Origin of the sequence: Amycolatopsis sp. DG1A-15b (assembly GCF_030285645.1) — a bacterium.
Classification (GTDB): Bacteria; Actinomycetota; Actinomycetes; order Mycobacteriales; family Pseudonocardiaceae; genus Amycolatopsis.
In genome coordinates, this window is the sequence record NZ_CP127296.1 from 8,801,749 (window position 1) to 8,822,089 (window position 20,341).

Genomic DNA, 20,341 nt, shown 5'->3' on the forward strand with positions numbered 1-20,341 from the left:
AAGAAGGTGGAGAACGTGTTCGACCTGGAGACCTACCTCCAGCGGATCGGCTGCGGCGGGGAAACCGGCGTGGACCTCGAGACGCTCGCGAAGCTGCAGAAGAGCCACCTGATGGCGATCCCCTACAACAGCCTCGCCTACGAACTCCGCGACGCGGTGAACGTCGTCGACCTCGACGAGGACGACGTCTTCGTGACCAGCATCGCCGAAGGGCAGGGGGGCGCCTGCTACCACCTGAACCGGCTGTTCCACCGGCTCCTGACCGAACTCGGTTACGACGTCACGCCGCTGGCCGGCAGCACCGCCGAAGGCCGGGAGACCTTCGGCACCGACGTCGAGCACATGTTCAACCTGGTCACCCTGGACGGCGCCGACTGGCTCGTGGACGTCGGCTACCCCGGCCCCACCTACGTCGAGCCACTGGAGGTCTCGCCCGCGGTGCAGACCCGGTGCGGGAGCCAGTTCCGGCTGGTGGAGCAGGAATCCGGGTACGCGCTGCAACGCCGGGGTGCGGTCACCCGCTGGAGCGTCGTCTACACGTTCACGACGCAACCGCGTCAGTGGAGTGACTGGAAGGAACTGGAGGACAACTTCCGGGCCCTCGTGGGGGACACCACCCGCACCGACACGCAGGAAACCCTGTGCGGCCGGGCGTTCGCGAACGGCCAGGTGTTCCTGCGGCAGCGCCGCTACCTGACGGTCGAGAACGGCCGCGAGCAGGTGCGCACGATCACCGACGACGACGAGCTCCGGACGCTGGTGTCCCGCGTGCTGTCCGGCGACCTCGGCTGAACTGGCGAAAGGCACGACGATGACGGAAAAAGCGGGCCTGCTGGCGAAGTTCGCCGGCTTCTGCAAAGCCGCGTACGAGCACCACTACATCCCGTACCTGAACTTCTTCTACGGTGGCGAATACCTCCACCACGGCAGCGAGCCGGTGTCCCGGATCGCGGACCTGCCGTACGTGACCGTGCCGGAGCCGCGGAAGAAGACGCCGTGAGGACGACGATTCCGGTGCGCCTGGCGGACCGCTCCTACGACGTGCTCGTCGGCCCCGGGGTGCGGACGACGTTGCCCGAGGTCGTCCAGCGGCTCGGCGCGAGGCGGGCCGTGGTCGTGTCCGCCCGCCCGGCGGACTGGGTGCCCGGCACCGGCGTCGAGACCCTGCTGCTCCCGGCGCGCGACGGCGAGCCGGCCAAGCGCCTGTCCACAGTGGAGGAACTGTGCGGTGAGTTCGCGCGGTTCGGGCTCACCCGGTCCGACGTCGTGGTCTCCTGCGGCGGCGGCACGACCACGGACGTCGTCGGGCTCGCGGCCGCGCTGTACCACCGGGGTGTCGCCGTGGTCCACCTGCCCACGTCCCTGCTCGCCCAGGTCGACGCCAGCGTCGGCGGGAAGACCGCGGTGAACCTGCCGGCGGGCAAGAACCTCGTCGGAGCGTACTGGCAGCCCAGCGCGGTGCTGTGCGACACGGACTACCTGACGACACTGCCGCGGCGGGAGGTGCTGAACGGCCTCGGCGAGATCGCCCGCTGCCACTTCATCGGCGCGCCGGACCTGCGGGGGCGGTCGCTGCCGGAGCAGATCGCCGCCAGCGTCACCCTCAAGGCGGGCATCGTCGCGCAGGACGAGCGGGACACCGGGCTGCGCCACCTGCTCAACTACGGCCACACGCTGGGGCACGCGCTGGAGATCGCCACCGGCTTCGCCCTGCGCCACGGTGAGGCGGTGGCGATCGGCACGGTCTTCGCGGGCCGGCTGGCGGGCGCGCTGGGCCGCCTCGGACAGTCCGGAGTGGACGAACACCTCGCCGTCGTCCGCCACTACGGCCTGCCCGCCGCGCTGCCCGTGGACGTCGACCCGGCCGTGCTCGTCCGCCAGATGTACCGGGACAAGAAGGCGATCACCGGGCTCGCCTTCGTCCTGGCCGGGCCGCGGGGCGCGGAGCTGGTGAGCGACGTGCCGGCGCGGGTCGTCACGGACGTCCTGGACCGGATGCCCCGCGAGAGCCTGGAAAACCTGGTGGGGGCGACGGAAGCGGCGGCGACGTGAAGCGGCTGCCGGCGGAGCCGGACCTCGCGGTCCACGGCCGGGCGGTCGACCGGGTGCTGGCCGGCCGGCTGAGCGCGGCGCTGGCCCGGCCGGCCGCGCAGCAGCCGTGCTGGCCGGACGCCGGGCGGGCGGGCACGGTGCTCGAGCTGCTGCACGACGCCGAGCCGATCGTGGCGCCGGAGGAGACGGCCCGGCTGAGCGCGCGGCTCGCGTCGGTCGCCCGCGGTGAGGCGTTCCTGCTGCAGGGCGGGGACTGCGCGGAGACCTTCGCCGGCAACACCGAGCCGCACCTGCGGGCCAACCTCGGGGTGCTGGAGCGGATGGGCGAGGTGCTGGCCGAGGCGGCCGGCCTGCCGGTGGTCAAGATCGCCCGGATGGCCGGGCAGTTCGCCAAGCCGCGGTCCCAGGCCGTCGACGCGCTGGGCCTGCCGGTGTACCGGGGCGACATCGTGAACTCCCCGGAGTGCACGGCCGCCGCCCGCACCCCCGACCCGCACCGGATGCTGCTGGCCTACGCCCACGCTGCCGGCGCGATGGACCTCGTCCGCAAGCTCTGCGCCGAAGGCATCGAAGAACCCCTGGCGGCGCAGGTCGTGCTCGCGGGCGCCCGCCGCGCGTCCTCGGCCGGCGGCCGGCCGTTCCCGGACTTCGGGCGGCCGGCGCGCCCGGCCGAGATCTACGTCAGCCACGAGATGCTCCTGCTCGACTACGAGCGGGCCATCCTGTGGGCGGATTCGAGTGGCCCGGAACCGCGGCTGTCCAGCGGGCTGGCGCACTTCCTGTGGATCGGCGAGCGCACCCGCCAGCTCGACGGCGCCCACATCGCCTTCGCGGAACTGCTGTCCAACCCGATCGGCCTGAAGCTGGGGCCGAGCTGCACCCCGGAAGAGGTCGTCGAGTACGTGCGGCGGCTCGACCCGCACCGCACGCCGGGCCGGCTGACGCTGGTCAGCCGCATGGGGCACGCCCGGGTCCGGGAGCTGCTCCCGCCGATCGTGGAGAAGGTCGCCGCCTCCGGGCACGACGTGATCTGGCAGTGCGACCCGATGCACGGCAACACCCGGACGTCGGGCAACGGCTACAAGACCCGGCACTTCGGTCACGTCGTCGCCGAGCTGGCCGGCTTCTTCGCCGTGCACCGGCAGCTCGGCACCCACGCCGGCGGCATCCACGTCGAGGTGACCGGCGAGGACGTGACGGAATGCCTCGGCGGGGCCGCGGGCATCGCGGAGGCCGACCTGCCCGACCGCTACCTGACCGCCTGCGATCCGCGGCTCAACGCCGGCCAGTCGGTCGAACTCGCGTTCGCGATCGCGAAGATGCTGCGCTAGCCGCAGCGGGGAGGCCGAGATGACCATCAGCGGCAGCACCCGCCTGTACGTCGTGCTGGGCGATCCGGTGGTCCAGGTCCAGTCGCCCGGGCTGCTGAACCCGCTCTTCGCGGAGCTGGACGTCGACGCGGTGCTCGTCCCGGTGCACGCGCCGGCGCCGGACCTCGAGCGGATCGTCGCCGGGCTGCGGGCCGTCGCCAACCTCGACGGCATCTTCGTCACCGTGCCGCACAAGGTGGCCGTGGCCGGGCTCGCCGACCGGCGCAGCCCGATGGTGGAGATCACCGGCAGCGCCAACGCCCTGCGGCGCGAAGCCGACGGCCGGTGGTACGCCGAGAACTTCGACGGCACCGGGTTCACGGCCGGGCTCGTCGGCGCCGGGCACGACCCGAAGGCCCGCCGGGTGGCCCTCGTCGGTGCCGGGGGCGCGGGCAGCGCCATCGCGGCCGCCCTGCTGGCGGCCGGCGCCGACCGGCTGGCGCTGTGCGATCCGGACACCGCGAAGCTGGCCGCCCTGAAGGGCCGCCTGGACGCGCACTGGCCGGGCCGGACGTCGGTGTCGGCCGAGCCGGACACCGCGGGCGCCGACATCGTCGTGAACGCGACCCCGCTCGGGCTGCGACCCGGCGACCCGCTGCCGTTCCGGCCGGACCGGCTGGCCCCGGGCCGCGTGGTCGCCGACATCGTCATGAAACCTCGCGAAACCCGCCTTCTCCGCGAAGCGGCGGCCCTCGGTCACCACGTCCATTACGGCAGCCACATGCTCACCGGCCAATTGGACTCCTACCGCGATTTCTTCGGCCTCGGTTGAACGAACCGGCCACTACCAAGCCGAGGGATGTAGGCCGCCCGGGGACCGATCTAGCCTGGTGGGGACGCTGATTCCGAGGCATTCCGGACACGGCACGGGCTTTTTCTGCAATTCGAACCCCAGCGGAGATTCGGAGAACCATGAACGCGCGAAAGGCACCGGAATTCCCCGCGTGGCCGCAGTACGACGACGCCGAGCGGAACGGCCTGGTCCGCGCGCTCGAACAGGGTCAGTGGTGGCGCATGGGCGGGGACGAGGTGAACTCCTTCGAGCGCGAGTTCGCCGCCCACCACGGCGCCGCGCACGCGCTGGCGGTCACCAACGGCACGCACGCGCTGGAACTCGCCCTGCAGGTCATGGGCGTCGGCCCGGGCACCGAGGTCATCGTGCCGGCCTTCACCTTCATCTCCTCGTCCCAGGCGGCCCAGCGGCTCGGCGCGGTCACCGTCCCGGTCGACGTCGACGCGGCCACCTACAACCTCGACCCGGAGGCGGTCGCCGCGGCCGTCACCCCGCGCACCAAGGTGATCATGCCGGTGCACATGGCCGGGCTGATGGCCGACATGGACGCGCTGGCGAAGATCGCCGCCGACACGGGTGTCCCGCTGCTGCAGGACGCCGCGCACGCGCACGGCGCGCGCTGGCAGGGCAAGCGCGTCGGCGAGCTGGACAGCATCGCCACGTTCAGCTTCCAGAACGGCAAGCTGATGACGGCGGGCGAGGGCGGTGCGGTCGTCTTCCCCGAGGGCGAAACCGAAAAGTACGAGACCGCGTTCCTTCGGCACAGCTGCGGCCGCCCCCGCGACGACCGCCGGTACTTCCACAAGATCGCCGGCTCCAACATGCGGCTCAACGAGTTCTCCGCGTCCGTGCTGCGCGCGCAGCTGGCCCGCCTCGACGAGCAGATCGCCGTGCGCGACGAGCGCTGGACGCTGCTGTCCCGCCTGCTCGGCGAGATCGACGGCGTCGTGCCGCAGGGCGGCGACGTGCGTGCCGACCGCAACTCCCACTACATGGCCATGTTCCGCGTGCCCGGGCTCCCCGAGGACCGGCGCAACGCCCTGGTCGACCGGCTCGTCGAGGCCGGCCTGCCCGCCTTCGCCGCGTTCCGCGCGATCTACCGCACCGACGCCTTCTGGGAGCTCGGCGCTCCGGACGAAAGCGTGGACGCGATCGCGAAGCGCTGCCCGAACACCGACGCGATCAGCAGTGACTGCGTCTGGCTGCACCACCGGGTCCTGCTGGCCGGCGAGCCGGAGCTGCACGCGACCGCCGAGATCATCGCCGACGCCGTGGCCCGGGCATGAGTGTCCGGGCCGCGGTGGTCGGGCTCGGCTGGGCGGGCCGGGAGCTGTGGCTGCCCCTCCTGCGCGAGCACGCGGACTTCGAGGTGGTCGCCGCCGTGGACGCCGATCCGGCGTCGCGCCAGGCGTTCACGAAGGCGACCGGCATCCCCACGCACGCCGCGGTGTCCGCGCTGACCGCGCGCGAGGTCGACCTCGCCGTCGTGGCGGTGCCCAACTACCTGCACACCGAGGTGGCGGGCGCGCTGCTCGCCACCGGGATCTCCGTGTTCCTCGAGAAGCCGGTGTGCCTGACCTCGGCCGAGATCGACGTCCTCGCGGCAGCCGAACGCAGCGGCGGGATGCTGCTGGCCGGCAGTGCCGCCCGCTACCGCGGTGACGTCGGGGCGCTGCGGCAGGTCCTGCCCGAGCTGGGCGACATCCGGCACGTCGCGATGGGCTGGATCCGGGCGCGCGGCGTGCCGCGCGCGGGCGGCTGGTTCACCCAGCGTGAGAAGGCCGGCGGGGGAGCGCTGTACGACCTCGGCTGGCACCTGCTCGACACGCTCGCGTTCCTGCTCGGCCCAGCCGCCTTCACGCAGGTCATCGGCGTGACGTCGGACGACTTCGTCAACGCCGGCGCCTGGCGCGCCGCGTGGCGGCAGGACCAGCTCGGCGCGGACGCCGCCGACGTCGAGGACACCGCGCGCGGCTTCCTGGTCCGCGAGGACGGCGTCTCGGTCTCCCTGCGGGCGAGCTGGGCCTCGCACCAGGCACGGGACGTCTCGCTGATCCACGTCGAGGGCAGCGCCGGCACCGCCGACCTGCGGTGCACCTTCGGGTTCAGCCCCAACCGCGAGCCCGAACCCGTGCTGTCGGTGACTCGCGAGGGCACCACCACCCGGCTGCCCGTGCCGCTCGAGCGCGTCGGCGTCGAATACACGCGCCAGGTGAGCGACCTCGCCGCGATGCTGGCCGATCCCGGCAACCGCGGCCGGGCCGTCGCCGAAGCGCGGCCGATCGTCTCGATGATCGAGAACTTCTACGCCTCCGCGGGCTCGGCGCGCGGCCGGGGTGCGGTTCCGGCGTACCAGTGATGAAGGAGCGCTCCATGACATTCCCGATCGTCGACCGACCGCACGCCGGGGCCGATCCCTCGGCACCGGTCCGGCACGCGGTCATCTTCGACCTCGACGGGGTCGTCGTCGACAGCTTCGCGGTGATGAGCGAGGCCTTCGCGATCGCCTACGCCGAAGTCGTCGGTGACGGGCCCGCGCCCTTCGAGGAATATCGGCGCCACCTCGGCCGATACTTTCCCGATATCATGCGGATCATGGACCTTCCACTGGAGATGGAGGAACCCTTCGTCCGCGAGAGCTACCGCCTCGCCGGCGAGGTCCAGGTCTTCGACGGGGTCACCGAGCTGCTGCTGACGCTGCGGGCCCGTGGCCTGCGGCTGGCCATCGCCACCGGCAAGAGCGGGCCGCGGGCGCGGTCGCTGCTCGGCGACCTCGGCCTGCTCCCGTTCTTCGAGCACGTCATCGGCTCGGACGAGGTCGCCCGGCCCAAGCCGGCGCCCGACATCGTGCGGCACGCGCTGGACCTGCTGGACGTCCCGCCGGAGCTGGCCATCATGATCGGTGACGCGCCCACCGATCTGGCGAGTGCGCGAGGTGCCGGCGTCGCCTCGGCCGCCGCGCTGTGGGCGCCCCCGGACGACATCGGCGAGCTGCTCGCCGCCGGTCCCGACGTGGTGCTGCGGCAGCCGGCCGACCTGCTCGCGCTCTGCCCGTCGGTGCCCGGCTGACGACGTGGGCACCCCGTACCACCTCGGCATCGACGTCGGCGGCACGAAGGTCGCCTTCCGCGTCGAGACCGGCTCCGTCTGTGTCGAGGAAACCTCGTTCTCCTGGGGAGCCCGGCACAGCGCCGAGGAGGACCTCGCCCAGCTCACCGGTCACGTGGCCCGGCTGCGGGACCGCCTCGGCACGCCGCTGGAGGCGGTCGGGGTCGCGATGCCCGGCACGGTCGGCCCGGACGGCCGGGTGGCGACCTGGCCCAGCCGTCCGGAGTGGACCGGGGTGGACCTGAAAACGGCGTTGCACAAGCTGTTCCCCGAAGCGGCGGTCGCCTGGGCCGACGACGGCGACCTCGGCGCGCTCGCCGAGGCGCGGGCATCCGGCTGCGAGAACCTGCTGTACATCGGGATCGGCACCGGCATCGGCGGCGGCCTGGTCCTGGGTGGCGTGCCGTGCCCCGGCCTCGGCCGGGGTTCGTTCGAGATCGGCCACGTGATCGTGGAGATGGGCGGAGTCCGCTGCGTCTGCGGCCGCCGCGGCTGCCTGCAGGCGCTCGCCTCGGGCCCGGCGACCCTCCGCCGCGCGAGCCTGTTGCGCGGAGCGGACGTCACCTACTACGGGCTGCAGCGCGCGTTGCGCAACGGGGAGCCGTGGGCGGCGGACGCGCTGGAAGGAACGACCCGGGCGCTGGCGGCCGCGGTGACCGGCGTCCAGGAGCTGGTGCACCCGGACCGGGTGCTGATCGGCGGCGGTTTCGCGGCCGGGATCCCGGAGATCGTGCCGTCGGTCTCGGGGTTCTTGGCGGATCTGGTGCGTCAGGGTCAGGCGCCGCTGCCGGTGGAGCCGGCCGCGTTGGGCGGGTTGTCGTCGTTGCGGGGCGCGGTGGCCCTCGCCGGGCTGGTGGCGGCCGGGGAAGTGCCGTGAGCCGCCCCCGCAGCACTGCTCACCTGCGGGATCCCGCGTGCGTCTCGCGTGCGTAGGTTCGGCGCCATGGGCACTCTCGTTTCCTTCCACGCACACCCCAACGACGACACCACCACCTGCGGCGGCGTCCTGCGCAAGGCCCACGAGGACGGCCACCGCGTGGTCCTCGTGCTCGCCACCCGCGGCGAGCAGGGCTACCAGCCGGACGGTCTCCTCGCCGAGGGCGAGACGCTGGCCGACCGCCGGGCCGTCGAAGCCAGGGCGGCCGCCGACGTGCTCGGCGTGGACCGGGTCGAGTTCCTCGGCTACACCGACTCCGGGATGGTGGCCGCGGCCGATGGCGCCCGCACGTTCCAGACGGCCGACGTCGAGGAAGCGGCGCAGAAGGTTGCCGCGATCCTCCGCGAGGAGCAGGCGGACGTGCTGACGGTGTACGACGAGAAGGGCACCTACGGCGACCCCGACCACATCCAGGTGCACCGCGTAGGCACGCGCGCGGCGGAGCTCGCGGGCACGCCGAAGGTGTTCCAGTCCACGATCAACCGCGAGCACATCAAGGCGAACCAGCGCGTGCTCGCCGAGCAGGCCGGTGTCGAGCTGCCCGCGGGGCCGGACTTCGGCACCCCGGAGGCGGAGCTCACCTGCCGGGTCGACGTCTCCGCGTACACCGAGTACAAGCGCAAGGCGCTGCTCGCCCACGCCAGCCAGATCACCCCGCAGTCCACGCTGTTCACGGACCTGCCGGAGGACACGTTCCGCACCATGTTCGGCACCGAGTGGTTCATCCGCGCCGGTCAGGGGCCGGGGATCACCGAAACCGACCTCATGGCGTAACCACCCCTTGTTCTCTCCGGGCCGCACCGCACGGGCACCCGCCCGCGCCGTGCGGCCCGTCTTTTCACGGAGGCACCATGGTCTATGCGTTCGACCCCGAGCTCGCCACCGCAGTACCGGCCCTGCCGGTCACCGACCTCGGTGACCTCGCCCTGGCCCGGGCGGCGGTCAGCGAGCTCAGAGATCGCCTGCCGGCGCCGGACACGGCGGGCCTGCGGATCGACGACGTGCGGGTGCCGGGTGACGGGCACGAGGTGGCGCTGCGCGTCTACCGCCCGGCCCGGCCGCTGACGCCGGCGGCGCTGTACTTCATCCACGGCGGCGGGTTCGTGGTCGGCGACCTCGACGTCGCCCAGGTGCCGTGCGTCGAGCTGGCCCGCGCGCTGGGGATCGTGGTCGTCTCGGTGGAGTACCGCCTGGCGCCGGAAACGCGCTACCCCGGCCCGCTCGAGGACGTCTACACCGGCTTGTGCTGGCTCGCCGGTCACGCGGAGGAACTGGGCGTGGACCCGCGGCGGATCGTCACCTACGGCATCAGCTCGGGCGGCTGCCTCAGCGGCGGCCTGGCGCTGCTGGCCCGCGACCGCGGCGGGCCGCACCTCGCGTACCAGTTCCTCAACGCACCGGTCCTGGACGACCGGCTCGAGACGCCGAGCATGCGCGAGTTCGTCGACACGCCGCTGTGGAACCGGCCGCAGGCGGAGATCAGCTGGGACGCCTACCTCGGCCCGGGCGTCCGGGCGACGGAAGCGGTGCCGTGTTACGCCGCCCCGGCCCGCGCGGCCGACCTGAGCGGGCTGCCGCCGGCGTACGTCGCGGTGAAGCAGTTCGACCCGTTGCGGGACGAGGGAATCGCGTACGCGGTGGCGATGCAGGCGGCCGGGGTGAACGTCGAGCTGCACCTGTTCCCCGGCACGTTCCACGGCTCGGCGCGCTGCGCCGACGCCGCGATCAGCCGGCGTGAGCAGGAGGAGCAGCTCGCGGTCCTGCGGCACGTGACCGGTCGCTGAACCGGCCTTGTCGCAGCTTTCTTCCGGCGCCTTCGCAGCCCCGCCGGAGCCTGCCCCTTGCGCACCGCCCGACCATCCTTATATGGTGTATAAGAACTTGTCGGACGCAATTCGCTACCGGGGGGAGCCCTCTTGCGCGAAATGCACGCCACGGTGGCGGTGACCGAAACCCGCAATCCACGTCGCTGGCTGATTCTGGCCGTCATCTCCCTGGCCCAGCTGGTCGTCCTGGTCGACAACACGGTCCTGAACCTGGCCATCCCCAAGCTCACCGAAGATCTCGGCGCCACCACCGCCGATATCCAATGGATGATCAACGCGTACGCCCTCGTCCAATCCGGGCTGCTTTTGACGGCCGGCAGTTTCAGCGACCGGTACGGCCGGAAACGGTCGTTGCTCGTCGGGCTTCTGCTCTTCGGCGTGGGTTCGCTGGCCGCGGCGTTCAGCCTGTCCTCCGGGCAGCTGATCGCGGCCCGGGCCGGGATGGGCATCGGCGGTGCGCTGCTGACCACCACCACGCTGGCCGTCGTCATGCAGGTCTTCGACGAGAAGGAACTGCCGAAGGCGATCGGGCTGTGGAGCGCGGTCAGCTCGTTCGGGTACGCCAGCGGCCCGCTGATCGGCGGCGCGCTGCTCGCCCACTTCTGGTGGGGCTCGATCTTCCTCGTCAACATCCCGGTGGCGCTGCTCGGCTGCGTCGCCGTGGCGAAACTCGTGCCGGAATCCAAGGACCCGCAGGGCAACCGGCCCGACCTGATCGGTGCGGCGCTCTCCACGATCGGCATGGCCGGGATCGTCTACGCGATCATCTCCGGCCCGGAGCACGGCTGGGCTTCGGCCACCGTCCTGGTGGCGGCCGGCATCGGCGTGGTCGCGCTGGCCGCGTTCGTCCGGTGGGAGCTGCACGTGCCGAACCCCATGCTCGACATGGGTTTCTTCCGCAACCGCCGGTTCAACGGCGCGATCTCCGGCGGCCTGCTGGTCGCCTTCGGGATGGGCGGCTCGGTCTTCCTGCTGACGCAGCAGCTGCAGCTCGTGCTCGGCTACGACCCCCTGGAGGCCGGGCTCCGGACGGCGCCGCTGGCGCTGGTGGTCGTCGCGCTGAACGTCGTCGGGCTCGGCGCGAAGCTGCTCGAGAAGCTGGGCATCGCCATGACGATCGCCGTCGGGATGACGCTGAACGCCGTCGGTCTCGCCATGGTGGCCGTGCTGGGCACGCCCGACCGCGGGTACGGCGGGATGCTGGCCGGCCTGCTCGTCATGGGTGGCGGCATCGCGCTGGCCATGCCCGCCATGGCCAACGCCATCATGACCTCGATCCCGGCCGAGAAGGCGGGATCGGGAGCCGCGGTGCAGGGCACCGTGAACCAGTTCGGCAGCGGGCTCGGCGTCGCCATCCTCGGCGCCGTGCTCAACTCGCGGTTCGCCGCGCTGCTGCCGGTCGGCCTCGGTGCCGGCGCCGCCGGTTCGCTGCACGAAGCGCTGCTCGAGGCGCGGACCCCCGAGCTGCAGGCGCAGGTGCGCGACGCCTTCGCCGGCGGCGTGCGCGCCAGCGAGCTGATCGGTGCGCTGGCCGTCGTCCTCGGCGGCCTGCTCGCCGGCCTGCTGCTGCGCCGGGCGGCCCGGTCGGAGGCGCACCAGGCGGCCTGAGGCGGCCCCCACGATCAGGCAGGGTGCGTGGCGCCACGCACCCTGCCCCCTTTACCGTTGAACTCCGGTGAGAACGGAGGGCCACGATGGGCAAACGGGCCTCACAGCCCCGCGAGAGCGTGTGGCTTTCCCCGCGGCCGGCCCGCAAGCACCGGGCCGGCGAATCCGAGCTCGACCGGGAAAAGATCGTCGTCACCGCGGTCCGCGTCCTCGACGCCGAGGGCGACGCGAAGTTCTCGATGCGGCTGCTGGCCGAGGAACTCAACGTCACCCCGATGTCGGTGTACTGGTACGTCGCGAACAAGGACGACCTGCTGGAGCTGGCCCTCGACGCGGTGGCGGGCGAGATCGAGCTCCCGTCGATCGACGACGGCAACGACTGGCGCGAGGACCTCCGCGCCCTCGCCCGCGCGTGGCGCCGCACGATGGTGGCCCACCCGTGGGCGATCCGCTGCTACGGCGAGTACCTGAACATCGGCCCGAGCAGCCTCCGCTTCACCGAGTGCGCCCAGGCGGTGATGGCCCGTTCACCGTTGCCGCTGAAGGACCGCTCGGCGGCGCTGAACGTGCTCTTCCAGTACGTCTACGGCTTCACGGCGACGGAGAGCCGCTGGCTGGAGCACCTCGCCGAGACGGGTCGCACGGCGGAGGAGTTCGCGGCCGAGGTGACGGGCAGCATGGCGGCGATGTCCTCGACGCTGGAACAGGGCGGCCTGCTGGAGCGGGACGGCGACCAGTCGATCGAGGAACTGCGGGACCGGGACTTCGACCGCGGGCTGAACTGGCTGTTCACCGGCATGGTCGCCGGCGGGTGACGCCGCTCAGTCGCGCCCGCGCCCGCGCCGGGCCGTCTGCACGTGTTCCCGCAGCCGGGTACCTTCGCTGTCGGTCAGGACGTTCGACGTCTTGCCGTAGTCGACGCTGCGCCAGCGGTCCGGCGTCATCCTGATGATCACGTGGCCCGCGTTGAACGCCTCGACGAACTCCCGCGCCTGCCGCTCGGGCAGGTACCGCGACGCCACCGAGTACGCGGCCTCGACGGTGGCTTCCTCCCACGCCGTCACCGGCCCGGACACGGAGACGTACCGGTAGGGGGGATCCTCGTTCTGCACCACCAAGGTGAAGGCACCGTTCTTCTTGATCAGCCTGCCCTTCAAGGTGTCCTCGCCGTCGGTCCACAACAGCACGTCGCCGCCGGGCTCGTAGCCGTACCACATCGGTACCGCCAGTGGCGGGCCGCTTCGCCGGTGCAACGCCAGCACGCCGATGTGCTTGCCGGCCAGGAACTCCTGCTGTTCCCGCTCGGTCATGCTCAGGTCCACCGAGATCCCCTCCAGACGTGGTGCTCCACCGAAAGCCGCTTCGGCCGGCCGGAAAACCGGCCGGCCGAGGCGGAAAAACGACGCGCTACCAAGCGACGGGCAACTCCGCCAGTCCCTGGAACGCGTCTCCCGGCTTGACCCGGACTTCGTTGGCCGGGACGGCCAGGCGCAATCCCGGCAGCCGGTCGATCAGCCGCTGGAAAGCGATTTCCATGATGGCGCGAGCGTGGTTCATCCCCGCGCACTGGTGCGTCCCGAACCCGTACGTCAGGTGGTCGCGGAACGTCGGTCGGTGCCAGTCGAGCGTGTCGCCCTGGTCGTAGGCTTCCTCGTCGCGGTTGATGAGCGAGAAGAGGAAGAACACGCCGTCACCCTTGCGGATGGTGGTGTCCGCGTCGACCTCGATGTCGTCCGCGGCCACCCGCTGCAGGCCGTCGGGGACGACCACGAACCGGGTCAGCTCGTCCACCGCGGCGGGCATCAGCGACGGGTCCGCCCGCAGCTCGGCCAGCTTCTCCGGGTGCTGCAGCAGGGTGAACGCGCCCAGCCCGATCGAGCTCGACGTCGTGTCGTGCCCGGTCACCAGCACGATGAGGAACATCTGGAGGATTTCCTCGTGGTCGATGTCGCTCGACGGGTCGCGCTCGGCGAGCAGAGCCTGCAGGAAGCCCTCCTCGGTGGGGTTCTGCTGGGCCTTGTCGATGAGCTTCGACAGGTAGGCCATCAGCTCGTCGTAGGCCCCGCCGGCGTCCGGCCCGAACAGGATCTGGTGGGCCTTCTTCTCGAAGTAGTCCTGGTCCTCGTGCGGGATGCCGAGCAGATCGCACAACGCCATCAGCGGCACCGGCGAGGCGAACTTCTTGAGCAGGTCCGCCGGAGCGCCTTCGGCGACCATCTCGTCGATCTGCCGGTCGACGATCGCCTGGATCTTCGGCCGCAGGGAGTCGATCCGCTTGACCGTGAACCCCGCCTGCACCAGCTTGCGCCGCGCCCGGTGGGCCGGGCCGTCGACGCCCACCAGCGCGGTGAGCAGCTTGATGACCTTCTGCTGGACGTCGGTGAACTCGACGGCCGCGGCCGCGCTGACCATCGGCCACGCGGGATTGGTCCGGTCACTGGAGATGCGCTGGTCGGTCAGGAGCTTGCGGGCCAGCTCGTGCCCGGTGACCGCCCAGGCCTTGCGGCCGTCGTAGAGGGTGACCTCGGCGATCGGGCGCCGGTCGGCGAGCGGCTCGTAGCCCGGCGCCGGCCGGTACGGGCAGGTGCGGTCTTGCGGGAAGGCGACGGTCTCCGTCAAGGGAATCCTCCTCAAGCGACGAGCTGGCTCAGGACGCCGGCCGGACGAGCCGCACCGGGAGGTCCTTGGTCCGGGTGAAGCCGGGCCGCAGGATCCAGGGGATCTCCTCGCGTGGCACCGCCAGCGTCATGTCCGGGAACCGCGTGTACAGCCCGCGCAGCGCCACTTCCGCCTCCAGGTAGGCGACGTGCTGGCCGAGGCAGCGGTGGATGCCCTTGCCGAAGCCGAGGTGGCTTTCGCTGCCGACGGCGAGCCGGTCGATCTGCAGCTTCTCCGGCTCGGGGAACTTCCGCGGGTCGCTGTTGGCGGCCATGATCAGCGGCACCACGGGCATCCCGCGCGGGATCACCGTGCCACCCACCTCGATGTCCTCGGTCGCGAACCGCGGCTGCCCGAACTGGATCGGGCCCAGGCGCTGCAGTTCGCGCACGGCCTGCGGCCACAGCGTCGGGTCGGCCTTCAGCCGCGCGAGCTGGTCCGGGTGCTCGTGCAGGGCCAGCACCGAGTTGCCGATCAGGTAGGTCGTCGTCTGGTGCCCGGCGGTGACCAGGCTGAACAGGACGCCGACCAGTTCGTCGTCGGTGGCGATGCCGGGGTTCTTGGCCTGCGCCTCGACGAGCGCGGTGACCATGTCGTCCTTCGGCTCGGCGCGCCGCCGCTCGATCATCCCGCGGGCGGCGGCGAGGGTCTTGCGCACTTCTTCCGGGAGCCGCTTGCCGTCCAGGGTGGCCATCGCGTCACTCCACGCGCGCCACTGTGGACGGTCTTCGTGGTCGACGCCGACCAGCTCGCAGATCACGGTGACCGGCAGCGGGTAGCAGAACGACTCGACGAGGTCGATCGGCGTGCCGTCGCCTCCGGCCGCCTCGAGCTTGTCGAGCAGCTCCGCGGTCAGCGCCTCGACCCGGGGGCGGAACTTGCCGACCCGGTGCGCGGTCAGCGCGTAGGAGACCAGCTTGCGCAGCCGGGCGTGCTCCTCGCCGTCGGAGGCGTTGATGAGGTTCTTCAGCCAGGGGATCAGCTCCTCCGGCATGTCCAGGTGCCGGAAGACGCCGTTGCGGATGTCCTCGGCGGGCGAATCGGCCAGCGGGTTGCACTGGAACCGCTGGTCCATGAGGACCTGGCGCACGTCCTCGTAGCGGGCGGCCAGGTACATCGGCGGCCCGCCCATGAAGCCGCCGATCTGCAGCGTCGGCGCCTCGCGGACGGCCGCGTGCGCTCCCCACGGGTCGGCGACCACTTCCGGGGAGAACAGGTCGACCGGTTCGGCCGAAGTCTCGGCAGTGGTGGTCATGGGCCCTTCCTTTCGTGTTGGAACTCGGCAGCGAAGTCCACAGTGGACGGCACTCGGTCAGTGCGTGGCGACGAACTCCTTGAGCGTGCCGATCACGTACTCGATCATTTCCGTGGTGATGCCCGGATAGACGCCGATCCAGAACGTCCGCTCGGTGACGATGTCGCTGTTGGTCAGCGGCCCCGCGATGCGCTGTGGTTTGCCGATGTAGGCGGGGTGGCGGGTCAGGTTGCCCGCGAACAGCCGCCGGGTGCGGATGTTGCGCGCCTCCAGGTACTCGACGACCTCCGGGACGTCGAAGCCCGCGTCGGGCTTCACCGTGATGATGAAGCCGAACCAGCTCGGGTCGCTGCCCGGCGTCGCCTCCGGCAGGATCAGCCCGGGCAGGCCGTCGAGGCCCTCGCGCAGCTGGCGCCAGTTGCGCTTGCGGGCGTCGATGAAGTCCGGCAACTTCGCCAGCTGGCTCAGCCCGAGCGCGGCGTGGATGTCGGTGCTCTTGAGGTTGTAGCCGACCTCGGAGAAGACGTACTTGTGGTCGTAGGCCTCCGGCAGCGTGCCGAGGTGCAGGTCGAACCGCTTCAGGCAGCGGTCGTCCTCGCCGGGCTCGCACCAGCAGTCGCGGCCCCAGTCGCGGAACGACTTCGCCAGCTTGGCCAGCTTGATGTCCGAGGACAGCAGCATGCCGCCCTCACCCATGGTCAGGTGGTGGGCGGGGTAGAAGGACACCGTCGAGAACCGGCCGAATGTGCCGGTGAGCTGCCCGTGGTACGTCGAGCCGACGGCATCGCAGTTGTCTTCGATGAGGTGGCAGCCGTGGCGCTTCGCGATCTCGGCGATTTCCGCGACGGGGAAAGGATTTCCCAGCGTGTGCGCGATCATGATGGCGCGCGTGCGCGGGGAGATTGCGGCCTCGACCCGCTCGGCCGTCGTGTTGTACGTGCCGAGTTCGATGTCGACGAACACCGGGATCATGCCGTTCTGCAGGATCGGGTTCACCGTGGTCGGGAAGCCGGCCGCGACCGTCACGACCTCGTCGCCGGGCTTGAGCTGCTCGTCGCCCAGCGTCGGGGACGTCAGCGTGCTCAGCGCCAGCAGGTTCGCCGAGGAGCCGGAGTTCGTCAGCACCGCCTTGCGCCGCTTGAGTTTCCGGGCGAAGGACGACTCGAACTTCGTCGCGATGGTGCCGGAGGCGATGCGCAGGTCGAGCGCGGCGGCCACCAGGGCTTCGCGGTCGGCGGCGTCCAGCACCGCCCCGGACGACAGGATCGGCGTCTGCCCCGGGATGAACGGCGCCGGCCCGGGGGACTGGGCGTCGTGGTAGTCGCGGACCTGCGCCAGCAGGTCCGATCGGGCTGAGTCGACCATGTCGTATCGATCCCCTGCGGTCGGGTGCGGTTGCGGACCTAACGCTCCAGTGACGCTAGAAGCGCCTGGGTTACGGGACATCCCTCAACGTGGTAGGCCGCTCCGGGCAACCGGCCGGAACTACCCGCGTTGGTGATGGCTGGCGGCGGTGTCGTGGGCAAGCTGGAGCCGACCACGAGCCACCCCTGGGAGGACGATCTTGTGAAGGTTCTTAATCTCGCCGGGGTCGCCCCGTCGACGGTGTTCAGCCACGTTCCGCTCGCGAACGCCCTGCGCAACGCCGGGCACCAGGTGATGACCACGGCGTCGGTCGACGAGATGGTCGACACGATCGCCGGCGTCGGGTTGTCCGCGGTGCGGACCACCGCCCCGGGCGTCACCCCGCGGCAGGTCATCGCCGAAAGCGGCCTGACGCACGTCCCGGAGGACCCGGCAGAGCGCGAAATCATGGCGGGCCGCTGGTACGCGCACATGGAGTACGTGACCCTGGACGCCCTGCTGGCGTTCAGCAAGGATTGGCGGCCGGACGTCATCGTCAGCGGCGTCACCTCCTACGCCGGCCCGCTGCTGGCCGCCCACCTCGGCGTGCCGTACGTGCGCCACGCCTGGGACATCCACAGCCCGCGGCGGATGGACTCCGGCGCCGAAGACCAGCTGCGCGAGCAGCTGAAGGAGCTCGGCCTGGACGGCCTGCCCGAGCCCGCCATGACGATCGAGATCGCGCCGCCGAGCCTGCTGCCCGAAGATCTCAAGGGCGGCCAGCCGATGCGGTGGATCCCGGGCAACTCGCAGTCCGTGCTGGAACCGTGGATGTACACCAAGGGCGCGGGCACCCGGATCGGCGTCACCATCGGCACCGGCGTCGCGAACTACAACCAGTACGACTTCCTGCAGGGCGTCGTCGAGCAGGTCGCCACCCTGGACGCCGAAGTCCTCGTCGCCGTCACCGAGGACGCGGCGCCGGAACTGCGTGAGCGGCTGAAGAACGTGCGGGCGGGCTGGATCCCGCTGGACGTCGTCGCGCCCACGTGTGACGTCCTGGTGCACCAGACCGGCGGCAGCACCATGATGACGGGCCTGAGCTTCGGCGTGCCCCAGGTGCTGATCCCGGACCCCAACCTCTACCGCGCCTGCGACATGGCCCGCCGGCTCGCCGACACCGGCGCCGCGGTCGTGCTCTCACCCGAGGAGGCCACGAGCGAGGTCATCGCGAAGACGTGCGGCGAGCTGGTCGCCGACCCGGCGTTCAAGGCGGCCGCGGGCGGGCTCGCCCGCGAGATCGCCGCCCTCCCGTCGCCGAACGAGGTGGCGCTGCGCATCGAGCAGCTCGTCCGGGAAGCGTCCTAAGAGGACATGGGTAGCGTCAGCACCCGCAGCATGGCCGTCCGGCCGCTGGCCATCGACGGCGCGCACCTGGTCACGTCCCAGCCGTTCGGCGACGAGCGCGGCGACTTCTTCGAGGTCTACCGCGAGGACGTGCTCACCGAGGCGCTCGGCTACCGGCCGCGGTTCCTGCAGACGAACGTCTCGACGTCGTGCCGCAACGTCGTCCGCGGCGTGCACGGGGCGATGACCCCGCCCGGCCTGGCCAAGTTCGTGACGTGCCTGCGGGGTTCGCTGCTCGACTTCGTCGTCGACGTGCGGACGGGCTCCCCGACGTTCGGGCAGTGGGACATGATCGTGCTCAGCTCCCGCGGCGGCACCGCCGTCCACGTCGAGGAAGGCCTCGGCCACGCCTTCGTGGCGCTGGAGGACGACACGTGCGTCCAGTACCTGCTGTCCGACCTCTACCGGCCCGCGGAGGTGCTCACCGTGCACCCGCTGGATCCCGCGATCGGCCTCCCGCTGAACCTGCCGGGCGAGCCCATCCTGTCCGAGCGCGACGCGGCGGCGCCGACGTTGCGGGAGGCGGGGGAGCTGGGTCTGCTGCCGCGTTACGAGGAGTGCCTGGCGCTGCGGCAGGCGCGCGTGCGGCTGACCGAGGTCGCAACCGCTTCCTGAACCGGCAACGAGAAAGGCCCGGGACCACGGTCCCGGGCCTTTCTTCAGGTCCTCAGGCGATCTGTTCGAGCGAGGTGCGCAGTGTCTCGCCGAGGAAATCGAGATCGCCGTCGGTCGCGTTGAGCGGCGGGGCCACCAGCAAGCCCTCTCCGGTGCGGTCCGGGCGGAAGCCGACGTACGGGTACAGCAGCAGGCCCTTGCTCCGGGTGATCCGCATGACGTCGCCGATCGTGCCGGGGGCCAGCTCGATGCCGTGGAAGTACCCGAGCCCACGGACGTCGGTCACCACCGGCCGGCCGCGCACCGCGTCGGCCACGAGCCGGCCCACAGCCGCGCCGCGGACCTCGTCGCGGTCGAGGGCACCCAGGTCGTCGAGCACCGACAGCACCGCCAGCCCGGCCCGGCCCTGCAGCGGCGTCGCCGACATCGTGCCCATCAGCGGCAGCCATTTTCCGCTGGCCATGATGTCCTCGGCCAGGTTCGGCGAGATCATCGTGGCCGCCAGCGGGACGTACCCCGCGCCGAGGCCCTTCGACAGCGTGACGATGTCGGCCGCCGAACCCGGTGTGTGGTGCGAGGCCAGCGGCAGCCCGCAGCGGCCCAGCCCGGTGAGGACCTCGTCGTGGATGACGAGGACACCGAACTCGTCGCAGACCTCGCGCAATGCCCGCAGGTATCCCGCCGGCGGGACGTAACCGCCGCCGGTCGTGCCGTTGACCGGTTCCAGCAGCACCGCGGCGACGGTCTCCGGGCCGGCCTCGACGATCGCGTCGCGCACCGCCCGCACGCATTCGACCCGGCAGGCGCCGAACGGGCAGTCGAGGTGCTGGCCGGGGTACGGCGGGTTGAACGCCGGAGCGAGGCCGAAGCTGTCGTCCTCGTGCGGACGCCGGGACCGGTGGCCCGACAGGGCGAGCACGAACGCGCTGTTGCCGTGGTAGCCCAGCGTCGACGTCAGGATCTTGTGCCGTCCCTCTTCGCCGCGGGCCCGCTGCACCAGCCGGGCCAGCGCGATGGCGGATTCCGTCGCGTGCGTGCCGGTGGGGGTGAACATGACCCGGTCGTCCGGCCGGTGCACCGCCCGGGCGGTGGCCGCGGCCAGTTGCTCCATCAGGTCGGGCGCGAACGTGCCCGGGCTGGCGTAGGTGCAGATCCCGACCTGGTCCCGCAGGGCCTCGACCACCGTGGGGTGGGCGTGGCCGATGTTCACGTTGACGATCCCGCTGGCGCCGTCGAGGTAGCGCGTGCCGTCGGAGGCGTACACCCAGGACCCGGCGGCGTGGCTGTAGGGGATCGGGGGGATCTGCAGCCGGGCCGCCAGTAGCTGGGACGGCGCTTTCTGCGCGGTCATCGTCACGATCTGTTCCT

At 71.6% G+C, this 20,341-nt stretch carries 20 protein-coding genes; 15 read left to right on the forward strand and 5 right to left on the reverse strand.

Annotated elements, in window-relative coordinates; translation table 11 throughout:
* The first annotated feature begins 6 nt into the window (after positions 1-6).
* The 13 genes from QRY02_RS40805 (at position 7) to QRY02_RS40865 (ending at position 12,509) form a co-directional block, all read left to right on the forward strand.
* Positions 7-792, forward strand: coding sequence for an arylamine N-acetyltransferase (locus tag QRY02_RS40805; RefSeq protein ID WP_285988058.1), 786 nt, complete (start codon positions 7-9; stop codon positions 790-792).
* Positions 793-811: 19 nt separating this feature from the next.
* Complete coding sequence (locus QRY02_RS40810; RefSeq protein WP_285988059.1) at positions 812-1,000, forward strand: hypothetical protein; 189 nt, start codon at positions 812-814, stop codon at positions 998-1,000.
* The gene (locus tag QRY02_RS40815) at positions 997-2,052 is read left to right on the forward strand and encodes a 3-dehydroquinate synthase family protein (RefSeq protein WP_285988060.1); all 1,056 of its coding nucleotides are present in this window, start codon (positions 997-999) and stop codon (positions 2,050-2,052) included. The genes QRY02_RS40810 and QRY02_RS40815 overlap by 4 nt, the downstream gene beginning before the upstream one ends.
* Positions 2,049-3,383, forward strand: a complete 1,335-nt coding sequence (locus QRY02_RS40820; protein WP_502874164.1) for a 3-deoxy-7-phosphoheptulonate synthase class II — start codon at positions 2,049-2,051, stop codon at positions 3,381-3,383. The genes QRY02_RS40815 and QRY02_RS40820 overlap by 4 nt, the downstream gene beginning before the upstream one ends.
* Positions 3,384-3,402: 19 nt before the next feature.
* A complete protein-coding gene (locus QRY02_RS40825; protein WP_285988061.1) occupies positions 3,403-4,194 on the forward strand; it encodes a shikimate dehydrogenase family protein in 792 nt (263 codons plus the stop codon).
* 140 nt (positions 4,195-4,334) lie between these two features.
* Complete coding sequence (rifK, locus tag QRY02_RS40830; protein ID WP_285988062.1) at positions 4,335-5,501, forward strand: 3-amino-5-hydroxybenzoate synthase; 1,167 nt, start codon at positions 4,335-4,337, stop codon at positions 5,499-5,501.
* Positions 5,498-6,574, forward strand: a complete 1,077-nt coding sequence (locus tag QRY02_RS40835) for a Gfo/Idh/MocA family protein (RefSeq protein WP_285988063.1) — start codon at positions 5,498-5,500, stop codon at positions 6,572-6,574. Before rifK ends, QRY02_RS40835 begins: the two co-directional genes overlap by 4 nt.
* Positions 6,575-6,588: 14 nt before the next feature.
* The gene (locus QRY02_RS40840) at positions 6,589-7,284 is read left to right on the forward strand and encodes an HAD-IA family hydrolase (RefSeq protein ID WP_285988064.1); all 696 of its coding nucleotides are present in this window, start codon (positions 6,589-6,591) and stop codon (positions 7,282-7,284) included.
* 4 nt (positions 7,285-7,288) lie between these two features.
* A complete protein-coding gene (rifN, locus tag QRY02_RS40845) occupies positions 7,289-8,200 on the forward strand; it encodes a kanosamine kinase (RefSeq protein WP_285988065.1) in 912 nt (303 codons plus the stop codon).
* A gap of 66 nt (positions 8,201-8,266) precedes the next feature.
* The gene (locus QRY02_RS40850; RefSeq protein WP_285988066.1) at positions 8,267-9,034 is read left to right on the forward strand and encodes a PIG-L deacetylase family protein; all 768 of its coding nucleotides are present in this window, start codon (positions 8,267-8,269) and stop codon (positions 9,032-9,034) included.
* Positions 9,035-9,111: 77 nt separating this feature from the next.
* Positions 9,112-10,044, forward strand: coding sequence for an alpha/beta hydrolase (locus QRY02_RS40855; RefSeq protein ID WP_285988067.1), 933 nt, complete (start codon positions 9,112-9,114; stop codon positions 10,042-10,044).
* Between the two features lie 141 nt (positions 10,045-10,185).
* Entirely contained in the window at positions 10,186-11,694 is a 1,509-nt protein-coding gene (locus QRY02_RS40860; protein ID WP_285994067.1) for a DHA2 family efflux MFS transporter permease subunit, read from the forward strand.
* An 86-nt stretch (positions 11,695-11,780) separates the two neighbouring features.
* The gene (locus tag QRY02_RS40865) at positions 11,781-12,509 is read left to right on the forward strand and encodes a TetR/AcrR family transcriptional regulator (RefSeq protein WP_285988068.1); all 729 of its coding nucleotides are present in this window, start codon (positions 11,781-11,783) and stop codon (positions 12,507-12,509) included.
* Between the two features lie 6 nt (positions 12,510-12,515).
* Here QRY02_RS40865 and QRY02_RS40870 read toward each other — a convergent pair whose 3' ends face one another.
* The 4 genes from QRY02_RS40870 to rfbH all read right to left on the reverse strand — a co-directional run bounded on the left by QRY02_RS40870 (position 12,516) and on the right by rfbH (position 16,972).
* Positions 12,516-13,004 (reverse strand): pyridoxamine 5'-phosphate oxidase family protein, encoded by a 489-nt coding sequence (locus tag QRY02_RS40870; protein WP_285988069.1) that lies wholly within the window; start codon positions 13,002-13,004, stop codon positions 12,516-12,518.
* Between the two features lie 97 nt (positions 13,005-13,101).
* Positions 13,102-14,313 (reverse strand): cytochrome P450, encoded by a 1,212-nt coding sequence (locus tag QRY02_RS40875; RefSeq protein WP_285988070.1) that lies wholly within the window; start codon positions 14,311-14,313, stop codon positions 13,102-13,104.
* Between the two features lie 28 nt (positions 14,314-14,341).
* The gene (locus QRY02_RS40880) at positions 14,342-15,607 is read right to left on the reverse strand and encodes a cytochrome P450 family protein (protein ID WP_285988071.1); all 1,266 of its coding nucleotides are present in this window, start codon (positions 15,605-15,607) and stop codon (positions 14,342-14,344) included.
* A 57-nt stretch (positions 15,608-15,664) separates the two neighbouring features.
* On the reverse strand, positions 15,665-16,972 hold the full coding sequence (gene rfbH, locus QRY02_RS40885) for a lipopolysaccharide biosynthesis protein RfbH (protein WP_285988072.1): 1,308 nt from the start codon (positions 16,970-16,972) through the stop codon (positions 15,665-15,667).
* Between the two features lie 201 nt (positions 16,973-17,173).
* Between rfbH and QRY02_RS40890 the strand changes: the two genes are divergently transcribed.
* Together QRY02_RS40890 and QRY02_RS40895 are read left to right on the forward strand one after the other, a co-directional pair.
* Complete coding sequence (locus QRY02_RS40890) at positions 17,174-18,319, forward strand: glycosyltransferase (protein ID WP_285988073.1); 1,146 nt, start codon at positions 17,174-17,176, stop codon at positions 18,317-18,319.
* Between the two features lie 6 nt (positions 18,320-18,325).
* A complete protein-coding gene (locus tag QRY02_RS40895; protein ID WP_285988074.1) occupies positions 18,326-18,973 on the forward strand; it encodes a dTDP-4-dehydrorhamnose 3,5-epimerase family protein in 648 nt (215 codons plus the stop codon).
* Positions 18,974-19,025: 52 nt separating this feature from the next.
* On the opposite strand, the gene QRY02_RS40900 is transcribed toward QRY02_RS40895, so the two are convergent.
* Positions 19,026-20,324 carry an aminotransferase family protein gene (locus QRY02_RS40900; protein WP_285994068.1) on the reverse strand — a complete coding sequence of 433 codons (1,299 nt, stop codon included), beginning with the start codon at positions 20,322-20,324 and terminating at the stop codon, positions 19,026-19,028.
* Positions 20,325-20,341 lie beyond the last annotated feature (17 nt).

Coding starts and splice junctions, on each gene's coding strand:
- QRY02_RS40810 (WP_285988059.1), top strand. CDS start 812: ATGACGGAAAAAGCGGGCCTGCTGGCGAAGTTCGCCGGCTTCTGCAAA.
- QRY02_RS40825 (WP_285988061.1), top strand. CDS start 3,403: ATGACCATCAGCGGCAGCACCCGCCTGTACGTCGTGCTGGGCGATCCG.
- rifK (WP_285988062.1), top strand. CDS start 4,335: ATGAACGCGCGAAAGGCACCGGAATTCCCCGCGTGGCCGCAGTACGAC.
- QRY02_RS40835 (WP_285988063.1), top strand. CDS start 5,498: ATGAGTGTCCGGGCCGCGGTGGTCGGGCTCGGCTGGGCGGGCCGGGAG.
- QRY02_RS40840 (WP_285988064.1), top strand. CDS start 6,589: ATGACATTCCCGATCGTCGACCGACCGCACGCCGGGGCCGATCCCTCG.
- QRY02_RS40850 (WP_285988066.1), top strand. CDS start 8,267: ATGGGCACTCTCGTTTCCTTCCACGCACACCCCAACGACGACACCACC.
- QRY02_RS40855 (WP_285988067.1), top strand. CDS start 9,112: ATGGTCTATGCGTTCGACCCCGAGCTCGCCACCGCAGTACCGGCCCTG.
- QRY02_RS40860 (WP_285994067.1), top strand. CDS start 10,186: ATGCACGCCACGGTGGCGGTGACCGAAACCCGCAATCCACGTCGCTGG.
- QRY02_RS40865 (WP_285988068.1), top strand. CDS start 11,781: ATGGGCAAACGGGCCTCACAGCCCCGCGAGAGCGTGTGGCTTTCCCCG.
- QRY02_RS40870 (WP_285988069.1), bottom strand. CDS start 13,004: ATGACCGAGCGGGAACAGCAGGAGTTCCTGGCCGGCAAGCACATCGGC.
- QRY02_RS40880 (WP_285988071.1), bottom strand. CDS start 15,607: ATGACCACCACTGCCGAGACTTCGGCCGAACCGGTCGACCTGTTCTCC.
- rfbH (WP_285988072.1), bottom strand. CDS start 16,972: ATGGTCGACTCAGCCCGATCGGACCTGCTGGCGCAGGTCCGCGACTAC.
- QRY02_RS40895 (WP_285988074.1), top strand. CDS start 18,326: ATGGGTAGCGTCAGCACCCGCAGCATGGCCGTCCGGCCGCTGGCCATC.
- QRY02_RS40900 (WP_285994068.1), bottom strand. CDS start 20,324: ATGACCGCGCAGAAAGCGCCGTCCCAGCTACTGGCGGCCCGGCTGCAG.